The organism is Sporolactobacillus sp. KGMB 08714 (genome assembly GCF_036598985.1).
GTDB lineage: Bacteria > Bacillota > Bacilli > Bacillales > Sporolactobacillaceae > Sporolactobacillus.
In genome coordinates, this window is sequence record NZ_JAUUBW010000073.1 from 118474 (window position 1) to 133248 (window position 14775).

Consider the following 14775-nt stretch of genomic DNA (forward strand, 5'->3'; position numbering starts at 1 on the left):
GTCAGGCCGCGGCGCAAAACACCATCGATTCTTACAAAAGCGTTCGCTTGCACGGAAGCCGGTTTATTCTTCCAAGTGTTCATATGATCGGCCGTTTATTTCTCCGAAGAAGGTGGGATATTTTGCACGGACAGGCATTAACATGGCGGAATCGCTCGATCGTTTTCTTCAGCCGGCCGTGTATTTCTGTGAAGCGTGACTAAAATCGCCGGGAAACGCCGGCATATCATCATTGGAACGCAAAATATCAACAATAGCGGTCAAAGAACCGGCAGAAAACAAACTGGAGTCATTAAGTGCAAATAATCAGGACAGAAAGATTGATTGATGGATCAGCTGTGGTCGGTTTTGACCCACTGGTGTGTCCGGTTTATCGGCCGTCGCACCGAATCGTTAGAAAGCCGCACCGAAACGCCGGGAAATCGCACCGAATCGGATCTAGGCCGCACCGAATCCGGCTATAGGCGCACCGAATTAGAGAAAAGCCGCGCCAAAACGCTGGGAAGCCGCACCGAACAGGAACGGCCGCACCGAATCGAGTTTAGGTCGCACCGAATCCGGCTACAAACGCACCGAAATAGAGGAAAGCCGCACCAAAACGCCGGGAAGTCGCACCGAGCAGGAACGGCCGCACCGAATCCGGGTACAGGCGCACCGAACTAGAGAAAAGGCGCACCGAATTCAACTGTGGCAGGGAGTTTAGCGGTTTATCGGTCGTCGCCGGCGCTTAATCGATCTTCACGGGTATACCCGTTTTACCGACCGCGGCAGCAGTTTACGGATCGCGGAAACGCTCTTCATCTTTTGCGAAACTGACGGTCAGGAAGAATCGGTCATCATTTGACGGCACAGCAGGAAAATGAGCCGGTTAAAGAGATAAAGAGATATATTTAATAATTGCCGGCATTCCGGATCGGCCGGTTTTCATAAGCTGCCCAATTTCCGCAGGGCCGGGAAAATTAGGTGTTCTCATTAGGGCGAGGCTAATCCCCAGCACATAGGTTATTAGTGTACTTTATAATGATGAGGAGGAACAAAAATTATGGAGGTTTCACCTTTTCCAATTAAACCAATGCCGGCCAATCCTTATGCGAAAATGCCGGAGATTAAGCCGGAAGCGAACCTGCCTGTCGCCAACCCTCTGGCTGCGGCGGGACACGTGAAAGGGGCTAAGAGTATGATCGGTCCGTACGGCTACGGCGCGAAACCGACCGCTTTGCCCGCAGCGTGTCCGTCAAACGAACTTCACTGCCCGCCGAAGCAGGGCGGTTCATTCTATGATCCCGCGAGTGTGAACGTTGAACATGTTTATAAACCGGTGATCGTTCAGCATATCCATCCGACACATACACGGATCATGACCCATTACATCTATGAACATCAGCATTATTATCCGCACACGCTTTCCCAGACGTGCGACGAGTGCCATTATGATGTGCAGTGCGGCAGGCCTTGTTTTCCAAAACCGCATTGCTGATCTTCCGGGCTTTCCGTGTTAAAACGGAAGGCCTCTTTTATTTTTAAAAAAATGTAAAAATTAAGCAGGTGATATACCGACAAAAGGTGCCATGTCCTGCAGCCTGTTCGGCCACCCGGCGCTCCATGCCCGACACAACGGAGCCTCCCGGAGGTTTGTTTGCCAGCCGGCAGGCTTTGCCGGCATGGCCGGATGTTCATTTTTCAAATGAAACCGTAGCCGCTTTTCCGACTCATTGGTATAATAAAAATAGAGAGGTGAGCGGAATGGGTCTGGCACTGGTTCAAAAACAGTCACTGAAACTGAAGATGGCGCCGGCATTGTATCAGTCGGTGACGCTGCTGCAGTTTAACAATGAAGAACTTTCCCAGTACATTCATGAAAAAGCGCTCGAAAACCCTCTTTTGCACGTTGAAGATTCCGATTTCCGGACCGACCGCCCCTATACGGCCGGAGACGGGGTCAAGAGTACGACGGAAGTCATCGAGGAAACGGTGGCCGGAACGAGCGATTTTCGCGAACTGCTCCATCGGGATCTCCACCAGCTTCGGCTGAATAAAAAAGTTATGGCCGCAGCGGATGTTCTGATTGACTGCCTGAACGATAACGGCTATCTGGACGAAGATCCTGAGAATCTGCTCGGCCGTTTCGGCCTGGATTCTGCGGCAATCGAAAAAGCGCTGGCGCAGGTCCAGTCGCTTGAACCGGCCGGAGTCGGCGCGCGCTCGCTTGCCGAATGCCTTTTGCTCCAGCTGAAGAAAAAGGCGCCGCGTCTGCCGCTTGCCGAGTTAATCCTTTCCGATTACTGCGATCGTTTTTTGACCGGGGATTGGGCGGAGCTTGCCGACATGCTCGGAACAACGGAAAAGGCGGTTCTTGACGCGGTGGCGGCGATCCGATCGCTGTCTCCGGTTCCCGTGAGCGCGATTCAGGCCGACCGGCCTCATTATGTGGTGCCCGACGTGACGATCGGCGTACATGACGGAAGGATCGTGTGCGAACTTGAGGATCGCTTTCTTCCAAAGGTATCTGTTGACCGCCAGGATTACGAGCAATATCTGAAAACATCGGACAGCGAAACAAAACGGTATCTCCATGAAAAAATTGAAGAGGCGACTTGGCTGCTGGCCGGTGTTTCCAAAAGAAAACAGACGATTATGATGCTGGCCGAAATGATGGCCGAAAGGCAAAAACGCTATTTTATGACCGGAGAAAAAGAGCATCTGCAGCCTTTTACTATGAAAACGGCGGCGGAGAGGCTGTCCGTTCACGAATCGACGGTCAGCCGTGCCGTTGCAAACAAGTACGTCCAGACTCCGTACGGGCTTTTTCCGCTGAAGAATTTTTTTGTCAGAGGTATCAAAACAGATCGGGGCGGCGCGTCGGTTTTTCACATTCAGTCCCGAATCAGGTACTTGATTGAACGGGAAAACAGAAGAAATCCTCTTTCCGACCAGCGCCTGGCCGGACTGCTTGCCGAGGAGGGACTCCGCTGTTCCCGCCGTGCCGTCACTAAGTATCGCCGGGCCTGCGGAATCGGTTCAACCGTCGAGCGGAGGCTATCTAAATAATAAATTTCCGGGGAGCGTAAGCAAACCGTGGAGGCCGGACAGACTATTTGGGACAAACAGTGTCCCTTAAAAAAAACAATAACCGGCATAAATACGACATTTTCAGTGTTTTAATGCAGCTTATCCGGGGAATACTTAAATTGAATGACGGACGCGTCCGAGAGGTTTGAAACAGGCCGGAAGATAGTGAAAAAGAGGTATCTTCAAAATTAACAGATAGTTAAATTCCCTGCAATTTGGCTTAGTAACAGCTTTCTTGCTATTTGTGACATTTTTGCGTCATTAAAAAGATCACACAAAAGTTTTACATGTTTTTACTTGTAAACATAATTGAAAGTTGTTATTATGATCATGGAGCAGATGGGACATAAAATGACTATGTGGGACATTTCACGACCGTCCAGGGTCGATTGAGGGGAATGCTGTGGAACGCTTGCTTGATCTTCAGAAAAAGCTCATCCCTGATGTCTTAGACATAATGTCCGGCCGCTACCGTATTCTTCATTCACTGCATATCCTACAGCCTATCGGCAGACGCAGCCTGTCTTCCCGCCTTGGGATGACGGAGCGCGTTCTGCGCGGCGAAGTTACTTTTCTCAGTCAGCAAGGACTCATCCATATGGCTTCAAGCGGCATGTATTTGACGAATGATGGAGAGGCTATTGTTAAGTCACTGGAAAAGGTGATGAAGGATATCTTCGGACTGAAGGATATGGAAAAAAAGTTGGAAGACGTACTCGGCGTATCCAAGGCAGTTGTTGTTTCCGGCGACAGCGATCAATACGCGCTGGTCAAGAATGAATTGGGTTTGGCCTGCGTCCGGGAAATCGAGCGCTCTCTCGGCGCAAAGGACATCATTGCGGTTACCGGAGGGTCAACGCTTGCGGCCGTCGCGGAAATGATGCATCCGCTGAAGAAGGCACATCAGGATTTGCTGTTTGTGTCGGCGAGAGGCGGCCTGGGCGTTAAGGTCGAAAATCAGGCGAATACGATCTGTGCTAAGATGGCCGAAAAGGCTGAAGGCCGCTATCATCTGCTCCACGTTCCGGATCAGCTCAGTGATGAATCCTATCACAGTCTGATTGAAGAGCCCAGTATTCATGAAGTTTTGCAGCTCGTCCATAGTGCGACGATTGTCGTTCATGGCATAGGCAGCGCAAAAACGATCGCTCTTCGCCGTCATGCCGGCGAAGAGCTCCTTACGCGGCTCGACACGGAACATGCTGTGGCCGAGGCATTCGGCTATTTCTTTGATCGAACCGGCCGCGTCATCCATAAAGTCCAGACGATCGGACTGCAGTGGGAAGATCTTTTTGGCGCCCGGGCAGTTATTGCTGTGGCCGGGGGGAAGTCTAAGGCTGAGGCAATCAAGGCTTACTTCAAGAAAGGCCCTGACTCCGTACTGATTACGGATGAAGGGGCTGCACAAGAGATTTTAAAAAATTTTTAAACCATTTAGGAGGTCATTATTGGTATGACAGTTAAAGTTGGTATTAATGGTTTCGGTCGCATCGGCCGTCTGGCTTTCAGAAGAATTCAGGACGTTCCCGAATTGGAAGTTGTTGCTATCAACGACCTGACAGATGCTAAAATGCTGGCAAATCTGCTGAAATATGATACGACCCAGGGCCGTTTCAACGGCGAAGTCAAAGTCGAAGAAGGCTATTTCGTCGTTAACGGCAAAAAAGTTCAGGTCCTTGCCAACCCTGATCCTTCACAACTGCCTTGGGGTGACCTCGGTGTTGATATCGTGCTTGAATGCACAGGTTTCTTTACTTCGAAAGACAAAGCGGAAGCTCATCTCAAGGGCGGCGCTAAGAAAGTTGTTATCTCCGCTCCTGCAAAAGGCGACATGAAGACGATCGTATTCAACGTTAACCATGAAACATTGGACGGCTCGGAAACAGTTATCTCCGGCGCATCCTGCACAACGAACTCTTTAGCTCCGGTTGCTAAAGTTCTGAATGACAAATTCGGTATCGAAAAAGGCCTGATGACGACGGTTCACGCTTATACCGGCGACCAGATGACTCTGGACGGCCCGCACAGAAAAGGCGACCTGCGCCGTGCCCGTGCCGCTGCTGAAAACATCGTTCCTGCTTCTTCAGGTGCTGCACAGGCCGTTGCTCTTGTTATCCCTGAACTGAAAGGCAAATTCGATGGTTCTGCCCAGCGTGTTCCGGTAAAATCAGGTTCAACGACTTTGCTTTATGCAACACTGAAAAAGAATACAACTGTTGAAGAAATCAATGAATCGATTAAAGCAGCTGCTAACGAAACTTTGGGCTATAACGAAGACCCGATCGTTTCTTCAGATGTCATCGGCATTACTTATGGTTCTCTGTTCGACGCAACACAGACGAAGATCCTCGAAGTCGACGGCAAGCAGCTTGTTCAGGTCGTTGCATGGTATGACAACGAAATGTCCTATACTTCTCAGCTGGTCAGAACGCTTGAATATTTTGCTAAGCTTTCGAAATAATCGGCCGGGCATTTTTGAATAGAACTTGAATAGCGGAAACAGTACTGTTTCCGCTATTTTATACGGATTTCTTGTTTACAGGGAGCATCCGTATAAGAACAGCCCGGGACGGCCGCCGCGGCGGCCTGTTTTACCCGGTTTTGTTTGTGAATTAAAAGTGGAAAGAGGGTTTTGACATGGCAAAGAAAACCGTTCGCGACATTGATGTTAAAGGGAAAAAAGTTTTTTGCCGCGTTGACTTCAATGTTCCGCTAGACGGTACGACGGTGACGGATGACACGCGTATCCGTGCCGCGCTTCCGACCATCAAATACTTAATTGAAAACGGCGCTAAAGTCATTCTTGCTTCTCACCTTGGCCGTCCGACAGCGGAAAACAAGGAATCGCTGCGGATGAATCCGGTTGCAGAGCGTCTCAGCGAACTGCTCGGCAAACCGGTTGCCAAGACCGATGAAGTCGTCGGCCCCGATGTTGAAGCCGCTGTCGCTAAGCTGAAAGACGGCGACGTGCTCTTACTTGAAAATGTCCGCTTTGAAAAGGGCGAGAAAAAGAACGATCCTGAACTTGCCAAGGCGTTTGCTTCGCTCGCGGATGTTTATGTGAATGATGCATTCGGTTCCGCCCACCGCGCTCATGCGTCAACGGAAGGCATCGCGAACTATCTTCCTGCCGTCGCCGGCTTCCTGATGGAAAAGGAACTGAACGTCATGGCGGCGTCGCTTGACAATCCGAAGCATCCGTTTACGGCTATTATCGGCGGTGCAAAAGTTACCGATAAGATCGGCGTGATTGAAAATCTGCTGGACAAAGTGGACAATCTGATTGTCGGCGGCGGTCTTTCTTACACATTCATCAAAGCGAAAGGCTTCGGCATCGGCAAGTCGCTTCTTGACGCCGATAAATTGGATCTGGCCAAGAAATTCATGGAGCAGGCAAAGGAAAAGGGTGTCAACTTTCTGACACCTGTCGACGCCGTTGTTGCTGATGAATTTTCTGAAACGGCCAACAAGAAGACAGTAGACATCGATCAGATTCCTGAAGGATGGATGGGCCTGGACATCGGCCCGAAAACGGTCGCCCTGTTCTCGGAAACAATCAAAAAATCCAAGCTCGTTGTCTGGAACGGACCGATGGGCGTTTTTGAAATGGACGCTTATGCCAAGGGAACGGCTGATGTCGCTAAAGCACTGGCCGAGGCGACCGATGCGACGACGATCATCGGCGGCGGCGATTCTGCTGCGGCTGTTGAAAAGTTCCATTTAGCGGACAAGATGAGCCACATTTCGACGGGCGGCGGCGCTTCGCTTGAGCTGATGGAAGGCAAAGTACTTCCCGGTGTCGCTGCGCTGGATGACGCGGAATAACGGAAAGTAAATAAAGATTGCAACTTGCAAGAAAGGGAAGGTGTCGTATATGTCACGTAAACCGATTATTGCCGGCAACTGGAAAATGAACAAGACGGTCAGGGAAGCGCACGGATTCGTCGAAGCAGTGAAGGACAAAGTTCCTTCGCCCGATATCGTTGATTCGGTCGTTGCTGCTCCTTTTACCGCTCTTGATCGTATCGTTGCCGATGCCAAGGGCTCCAATTTGAAGATCGGTGCTGAGAATGTTCACTTTGAAAATTCCGGCGCTTTCACCGGCGAAGTCAGCCCGGTCATGCTGGAAGACCTCGGTGTGGACTATGTTATCATCGGCCATTCTGAAAGAAGGGCAATGTTTGCCGAAACCGATGATACCGTCAATAAAAAAGTGCTTGCCTCTTTTGCTCACCACTTGCTGCCGATTGTCTGCGTCGGCGAAACGCTTGACGAACGGGAAGGCGGAAGATGGCAGGCTGTCGTTAAAAGACAGGTTACCAAAGCCTTTGCAGGGGTTCCGGGCGACCAGGCTCCGGCCGTTGTTATTGCCTATGAACCCATCTGGGCCATCGGAACGGGAAAATCGGCTTCTGCCGAAGACGCAAACGAAGTCGGCCGTTTCATTCGCGAAACGGCGGCCGGACTGTATGGCGAAGCGGCCGCTGAGAAAGTACGCATTCAGTACGGCGGCAGCGTAAAACCCGCCAACATTGCCGATTTCATGGCTCAGTCCGATATCGACGGCGCGCTCGTCGGCGGTGCAAGCCTGCAGCCCGAATCCTTCCTGGCGCTGCTGGAAGCCGCCAAAGCCTGAGTTTCTGCGGACCGCGTTTTTTGGCTGTGCGTACGGAAGATGCAATCTGACTGTTCATTGAAAATCTGATGATTTCCGGCATTGTGAAAACCGGAGAGTACCGCCGGCAGAAGACCGCCGCTGTCCGGACAGCGGGCGGCACCTGCCGGAGGAATCACCCGTGATTTTCTGAAATTAACTCGAAAGAATGATAAGGAGAGATAGCGAATGTCTCAAATCGTAGAAGTTTACGGACGCGAAGTACTGGATTCGCGCGGCAATCCGACTGTTGAAGTTGAAGTTTATACAGAGGCCGGCGGCAAGGGCCGGGCTCTTGTTCCAAGCGGCGCGTCAACCGGCGAACACGAAGCTGTCGAATTGCGCGACGGCGATAAAAGCCGTTACGGCGGCAAGGGTGTTCTCAAGGCCGTTAAAAATGTTAATGAAATTATCGCTCCCGAAGTTGTCGGCATGGAAGTTTTGGATCAGGTGGCACTCGACACGGCGATGATCGATCTCGACGGTACGGAAAATAAGGGCAAGCTTGGCGCCAACGCGATTCTCGGTGTTTCGCTCGCTGCCGCCAATGCTGCTGCCGATGAGCTCGACCTCCCGCTGTACCGTTACCTCGGCGGTGTCAACAGCAAAGTTCTTCCTACGCCGATGATGAACATTCTGAATGGCGGAAAGCATGCGGATAACAGTGTCGACTTCCAGGAATTCATGATCATGCCTGTCGGTGCCGAATCTCTTGCTGAAGCGGTTCGCATCGGAGCCGAAGTTTATCACGCTTTGAAATCCGTACTGGCTGCCAAGGGGCATCAGACGGCAGTCGGTGACGAAGGCGGTTTTGCGCCTAACCTTAAAAACAATGAGGAAGTTCTTAAGACGATCGTTGAAGCGATCGAAAAAGCCGGCTACAAGCCGGGCGTCGATGTTAAACTGGCAATCGACCCTGCATCTTCCGAACTGTATGAAGACGGCAAGTACAATTTCAAAGGCGAAGGCGTCGTCAGGACGACAGACGAAATGATTGACTATTACCAAAAGCTCGTTGATGAATTCCCGATCATCTCAATTGAAGACGGGCTGGATGAAAACGACTGGGAAGGCTGGCAGAAACTGACGAAGGCTCTCGGCGGCCGCGTTCAGCTGGTCGGAGACGATCTGTTCGTCACCAACACAGACTATCTGAAAAAGGGTATTGACATGGGCGTTGCGAACTCGATTCTGATTAAAGTCAATCAGATCGGTACGCTGACTGAAACATTGAATGCCATTGAAATGGCTCAGAAAGCCGGCTACACAGCCGTTGTTTCGCACCGTTCAGGCGAAACGGAAGATACGACGATTGCCGATATCGTTGTCGCGACGAACGCGGGTGAAATTAAAACCGGATCTCTTGCGAGAACGGATCGAATTGCGAAATACAACCAATTGATCAGAATTGAAGACGATCTGGGCGCTTCCGCCGAATACCTCGGCGACGCGTCGTTCTACAATCTGTCAAGCAAATAATTTCGGAACTTTATAAAGAGGCTGTCCCTTTGGGACAGCCTCTTTTTGCTGCTTAAATGAAAAACAATTAAAAAATTCTTTGTTGCCTACGACCATTAAAAATATCTTTACAGCTTAAGATAATTAAAAAATTCTTTGTTGTTTTAAAATAGCAAAGGGTTTAAGATGAAACTGCTTGGTTCATTTGCCGGCTCTAGACACCGAGCAGCGGGCTGTGTTCTGCCTTTTTTTGGAAGATCCGCCCACATATTCTTTAGCAGCTAACCTGCCGATTCACGATTCTGTGAAGCCGGTCCATGAAAACGACTGAACTTGCAAAGATAAAAAACTTTGCAGGTCTCTTCGTTCAAAATAGAGTGTAAACGCTTTCCTATTTTAATATATATAATAATTTTTGTATGTGATAAATGTCATATTAAATAAAATTGCAGTTTACTATCATTAAGTTAATTGGTAACCAAATAGGTTAGCCGATATTTGAACCGGAGCGGATAAATGATCGCCGCGCCCGAGCTGTTTTGTAATGAAAGGATAAGGGCGTATTTCGGGATCCATGCTGCGTTCAAATGGTTCTGTCAGTCTTTATGCCGCTTGAGCAAGGTCAAAAAGATTCAATGTCCACTGAGCTTTTATCTAAGAGTCAATAGGATTCGGGGGGGAGCGATTAACTTGAAAAATGGGGAGCCAACAATTTATGAAAGCGTTTTAGCCAAAGGCTTTTCAAGAAGAACATTTTTAAAGATGTGTGCGACGCTGGCTGCTACAATGGGACTTGATTTTTCCCAGACCGGCCAGGTTGCTCATGCCATGGAAACAAAAACTCGCATTCCGGTTATCTGGCTGCAGATGCAGGATTGCACGGGCTGTTCGGAATCCTTTATCCGTTCTTCATACCCTAAAGCGGAAAGTGTCATCTTCAACATGATTTCTCTTGAATATATGGAACTTCTGACGGCAGCGGCGGGCTTCCAGACGGAAACGGCAAAGGAAAATGTGCTGAAAAAGTATAAAGGCCAGTATGCTCTCGTCGTGGAAGGCAGCGTGCCTCAGGCGGCCGGATATCTGACGATCGGCGGCCGCTCAGGGGCTGATCTCCTGCGCGAGGCGGCTGCCAATGCCAAGGCAGTGCTGACCTTCGGCACGTGTTCTTCATGGGGAGGAATCGCCAAGGCGAATCCGAATCCGACCGGGGCGCGGCCTGCAGCGTCGGTACTTCAGGGAATTCCGGTGATCCGTGTCCCCGGCTGTCCGCCGATTGCCGAAGTCATGACCGGTGTTCTTGCTCATATCGTCACTTTTGATAAGCTCCCGGAAACCGATATGCTGGGCAGACCGAAAGCTTACTATCGCCACCGTATTCATGATAAGTGCAACCGAAGAGCCTACTTTGATGCCGGCCTCTTTGCGGAGTCTTTTGACGATCCGAATCTGAAAGCAGGCTATTGCCTTTATAAACTCGGCTGCAAAGGCCCGACAACGTATAATGCATGCGCCGAACTGCGCTGGAACGGAGGCGTCAGCTATCCGATCCAGTCGGGAAATCCGTGCATCGGCTGTTCGGAAGCCGACTTCTGGGACAACGGTCCGTTCTATACGCGTTACGCAAAACTTCCGCTGACGCAGACGACGGTTAATCCGGAGAAATGGGGCACAGTGGCAGTTGGTGCCGCAGCTGTCGGTGTCGGTGCGCATGCCGGGATAACGGCCGCTGTCAAGCACCACAAAAACAAGCAGCAGGATAAGGGTGATCAGAATGAGTAAACGTGTAGTTGTCGATCCGGTGACAAGAATAGAGGGACACCTGCGGATCGAAGCAGACGTGCAGAACGGACAAATTACAGATGCATTCAGTTCAGGGACCGCCATCCGCGGCATTGAACTGGTCGTCAAAAACAGGGATCCGCGCGATGTCTGGGCTTTTGCCCAGCGTATTTGCGGCGTTTGTACAACGGTGCATGCTCTCGCCAGCATTCGTTCGGCGGAAGACGCGCTCGGCATCCATGTTCCCCAAAATGCCAATCTGATTCGAAATATGATGAATGAAACCATCATGGTTCATGATCATGTCGTTCATTTCTATCATCTTCATGCATTTGACTGGGTGGACGCGCTCAGTGTTCTGAAAGCTAATCCGAATGAGACAAGCCGGATTGCCCAGTCCATCTCTTCATGGCCGAATTCCTCGCCGGGCTACTTCAAAAGTGTTCAGCAGACAATAAAAAAGGTTGCGGACAGCGGCCAGCTGGGTGTATTTGCGAACGGCTACTGGGGCCATCCCGCCTACAAACTGCCGCCTGAAATTAACCTGCTCGCTGTCGCACATTATCTGGAGGCACTGGACTGGCAGAAAGAGATCGTTAAAATCCATACAATTTTCGGCGGGAAAAATCCGCATCCGCATTATCTGGTCGGCGGCATGGCGACACCGCTGGATCTCAACATGGACAACGGCATTCACTCGGAGAAACTGGATCAGATCGATCAGCTGATTTCGCAGGCCAACGACTTTGTCAACCAGGTCTACATTCCGGATCTGCTGGCGATCGGCTCGTATTATAAAGACTGGGGCAGCAAGCAGATCGGCGGCGGTCTGAACAATTATCTCTGTTACGGCGATTTTTCGACAAAGGACATCCGCGATACGAAACTTTACAGGGTGCCGAGAGGGATCATCCTCAACGGCAACATGAATGAAGTTCTCGACGTAGACCCGCGTGATTCGAATCAGGTCAGCGAGCGGATCGACCATTCCTGGTATACGTACGGCGGACAGTCCAGCGGCGGCCGTCATCCATGGAAAGGCGAAACGGCGCTGAATTATACCGGACCGCAGCCGCCTTATCAGCACCTGAATACAAACGGGAAGTACAGCTGGGTCAAGTCGCCGCGCTGGAAGGGCCATGCGATGGAAACCGGGCCGCTGGCGCGGATTATGGTCGGCTATGCAGCAAACAAGGGCGATTATCGGGCGATTGTCGATGACACGCTGAAAAAACTGAACGTGCCGATCAGTGCCATGCATTCCGCACTCGGAAGGACGGTTGCCCGCGGGCTGGACGCGGTGATGGCCGTCGGATGGCTTCGCGATGATTATAACAGTCTGATTGCCAATCTGAAGAGCGGCGACCAGACGACTTTCGACAATTCGAAGTGGGAACCGAAGACATGGCCGCAGCATGCTTTCGGTGTCGGTACGGTAGAAGCTCCGCGCGGCTCCCTCGGCCATTGGATCGAGATCGAGAACGGCAAAACAAAGAACTATCAGGCCGTCGTTCCGACGACGTGGAACGCTTCGCCGCGCGATAATGCCGGTACGATCGGAGCCTACGAATCCTCACTGAAAAATGTTCCGGTTGCCGATACGAATCAGCCGCTTGAAATCCTGCGTGTGGTTCATTCATTCGATCCTTGCCTCGCCTGCGCCGTGCATCTGACGGATCTGGAAAACAACAAACTGACATCGATTCAGGTGGAGGAATAAGGAGGGGAGAAGAATGAAAACGCTAACGGATGCGAGACCCTTAATTAAAACGAATCGGGCTTTGAGAAATCAAAAAACGAGTCAGGCGGACCGCCTTGCTGTAAAAGAGCGGGTGACCAATTCCGTGTATGTCTGGGAACGGCCGGTTCGCATTTTCCACTGGGTGAATGCTTTAGCGATCGTGGTTCTGATGATTACCGGGATCTATATCGGCCATCCGTTCATCACACCGAGCACGAACGGCGATGCTTATTACAGCTTTACAATGGGCTGGGTGCGGGATGTTCACTTCTTTACGGCTTTCATTTTCACGATGAATCTGATCTTCCGGGCGTATTGGACCTTCAAGGGCAATCACTACGCCAAGTCGCAGATTCTCCAGAAAGATTTCTGGCTCGGTATGGTTGAGACGATCAAGGGCTACCTGTTTATTCCGAATCATAAGCCGCACTATATCGGCCACAATCCGCTTGCCCAGCTCACTTACTGGCTCTTCATCGGACTTGGCTCGGTAATCATGGTGTTTACCGGCTATTATATGCTGTTTCAGCCGCAGCCGGATACGATTTACGGCAAGGCTTTTGCATGGGTGCCCTTCATTTTCGGCGGCTCGGATTTTACTGTGCGCTCCTGGCACCATCTGGTTGCCTGGGCCTTCATGTTTTTTATCGTTGTCCATGTCTACCTGTCTTTCCGCGAAGACTGGCTGGATAAAAATGGCACCATGTCGTCGATTTTTACCGGTTATAAATTTGAACCGCTGCACCGGGCAGAAGAACAGGCCGGGGCAGCTGCCCGGAATCTGCGGCCCGGCGTGCCGACTGCGATAGAGAAAGAGAATCGGGCGAAAAGGATTACGATTCTCGGCATCGGAAATTCGCTCTACTCCGATGAAGGGCTTGGCGTTCAGATTCTTCCCCGCCTGATAAAGGCGCTCAAGGGCGTTGAAAATCTTGAATTTATTGACGGGACGACGGAAGGAATGCAGCTTCTCGGCCCTGTTGAAGCAACGGATTCGCTGATTATTATTGATGCCGTTAATGCCGGAAAGCAGCCGGGGGAAATCATTAAATTGGAGAAAGAACAGATTCCTTCTTTTAACGGGATCAAAATGTCGGTGCACCAGATCGGTTTTCAGGAAGTCATTTCTGCCGCCCAGCTTCGCGACCGGCTTCCAGAGAGAATGGTAATGTTCGGCATCCAGCCGGCGTCTTTGCAACTCGGCGTGAGTCTTACCGGCACGGCGGAGAAAGCTGTACCAGAGCTGGTTGAACGGGTAAAGCAGCAGATCGACAGCTGGCGTGGTGAAAAATGAATCGGCGTTCTTTTTTTAAAGAAGTGGCACGCAGTCTGACAGAAACGGGCAAGGAAGTTATCTATCCGCTCTTTGAAAATGATATAGAAAAAATAGAGCGCGCCGCGGATGTATTGCAGGGGATCAGCTGGTACCCGGTTGACCATCTGAGCCTTGGCTATGGTGAACAGATGATTAGCGGCCGGCTGGTCTGCTTTTTTTTTGACGGGCAGAAGGCGGCGGCGTGCGGTAAGGAATGCCGGGAATGCCATGAAATGGCGCAGTGGATCGCTTACGATCAACAGCTGGTATGTCCCGGCTGTGAGAAATCTTTTTCGTTGCGGGAAAAAGGAGGTTCACTGAACCTTGCGATCTACCCGGTAAAAAATGAGCAGCAAAAATGGTGGGTCGGTCTGCCGGATAAAGGGGTCTTTTCTGATGCATGAAATGGGGCTGATGGGAGACGCGCTGCAAATGGTTGCGGAAGATGCTGAAAAGCACGGGATCCGTTCAGTGGAAAAGGTATCGATGATTGTCGGCGATCTGAGCAATGTCCTGCCCGATGCGCTCTGCTTCGCTTTTGATGCGTTTCGGCTGTCGGGTGAAATTCCGCTTCTGAAAAGAGATGCATCGCTGAAGATTATCAGAGAGAAAGGGCGCGCCAGATGTTCGGTCTGCGGCAAGGAATATGAACCCCGGCAGCTGCTTGCAACTTGTCCGGACTGCGGACTGCCTTTCGGAGTGCTTCTTGCCGGAGAAACGTTTAAAATAGAATCATACGAAGGGAGCTGAGAAGAG

Annotated in this window: 12 protein-coding genes and 1 pseudogene; all 13 read left to right on the forward strand. The window is 50.9% G+C overall.

From position 1 onward, the window contains the following. Nucleotides 1-1042: 1042 nt before the first annotated feature. Nucleotides 1043-1477 carry a CotD family spore coat protein gene (locus tag Q6A92_RS19305; protein ID WP_274398593.1) on the forward strand — a complete coding sequence of 145 codons (435 nt, stop codon included), beginning with the start codon at nucleotides 1043-1045 and terminating at the stop codon, nucleotides 1475-1477. Nucleotides 1478-1743: 266 nt separating this feature from the next. Continuing rightward, complete coding sequence (gene rpoN, locus Q6A92_RS19310) at nucleotides 1744-3048, forward strand: RNA polymerase factor sigma-54 (RefSeq protein WP_332239081.1); 1305 nt, start codon at nucleotides 1744-1746, stop codon at nucleotides 3046-3048. 424 nt (nucleotides 3049-3472) lie between these two features. Continuing rightward, nucleotides 3473-4498, forward strand: coding sequence for a sugar-binding transcriptional regulator (locus Q6A92_RS19315; RefSeq protein ID WP_332239082.1), 1026 nt, complete (start codon nucleotides 3473-3475; stop codon nucleotides 4496-4498). 24 nt (nucleotides 4499-4522) lie between these two features. Further along, on the forward strand, nucleotides 4523-5530 hold the full coding sequence (gene gap, locus Q6A92_RS19320) for a type I glyceraldehyde-3-phosphate dehydrogenase (RefSeq protein ID WP_274398600.1): 1008 nt from the start codon (nucleotides 4523-4525) through the stop codon (nucleotides 5528-5530). Between the two features lie 176 nt (nucleotides 5531-5706). After that, nucleotides 5707-6894, forward strand: a complete 1188-nt coding sequence (locus tag Q6A92_RS19325; RefSeq protein WP_332239083.1) for a phosphoglycerate kinase — start codon at nucleotides 5707-5709, stop codon at nucleotides 6892-6894. Between the two features lie 49 nt (nucleotides 6895-6943). After that, entirely contained in the window at nucleotides 6944-7705 is a 762-nt protein-coding gene (gene tpiA / locus Q6A92_RS19330; protein ID WP_274398604.1) for a triose-phosphate isomerase, read from the forward strand. Nucleotides 7706-7912: 207 nt separating this feature from the next. Further along, the gene (gene eno, locus Q6A92_RS19335; RefSeq protein WP_274398605.1) at nucleotides 7913-9202 is read left to right on the forward strand and encodes a phosphopyruvate hydratase; all 1290 of its coding nucleotides are present in this window, start codon (nucleotides 7913-7915) and stop codon (nucleotides 9200-9202) included. Between the two features lie 669 nt (nucleotides 9203-9871). After that, the gene (locus Q6A92_RS19340) at nucleotides 9872-10963 is read left to right on the forward strand and encodes a hydrogenase small subunit (RefSeq protein WP_274398606.1); all 1092 of its coding nucleotides are present in this window, start codon (nucleotides 9872-9874) and stop codon (nucleotides 10961-10963) included. Further along, complete coding sequence (locus Q6A92_RS19345) at nucleotides 10956-12683, forward strand: nickel-dependent hydrogenase large subunit (protein ID WP_274398607.1); 1728 nt, start codon at nucleotides 10956-10958, stop codon at nucleotides 12681-12683. The genes Q6A92_RS19340 and Q6A92_RS19345 overlap by 8 nt, the downstream gene beginning before the upstream one ends. Before the next feature lie 13 nt (nucleotides 12684-12696). Then, nucleotides 12697-13440, forward strand: a pseudogene (cybH, locus tag Q6A92_RS19350) (Ni/Fe-hydrogenase, b-type cytochrome subunit); the annotation flags it as partial. A gap of 57 nt (nucleotides 13441-13497) precedes the next feature. Next, nucleotides 13498-13998, forward strand: a complete 501-nt coding sequence (locus Q6A92_RS19355; RefSeq protein ID WP_332239095.1) for a HyaD/HybD family hydrogenase maturation endopeptidase — start codon at nucleotides 13498-13500, stop codon at nucleotides 13996-13998. Continuing rightward, nucleotides 13995-14423, forward strand: a complete 429-nt coding sequence (locus Q6A92_RS19360) for a Rieske (2Fe-2S) protein (protein ID WP_332239084.1) — start codon at nucleotides 13995-13997, stop codon at nucleotides 14421-14423. The genes Q6A92_RS19355 and Q6A92_RS19360 overlap by 4 nt, the downstream gene beginning before the upstream one ends. Next, a complete protein-coding gene (locus tag Q6A92_RS19365) occupies nucleotides 14416-14769 on the forward strand; it encodes a hydrogenase maturation nickel metallochaperone HypA/HybF (protein WP_274398609.1) in 354 nt (117 codons plus the stop codon). Before Q6A92_RS19360 ends, Q6A92_RS19365 begins: the two co-directional genes overlap by 8 nt. Nucleotides 14770-14775: the final 6 nt, after the last annotated feature.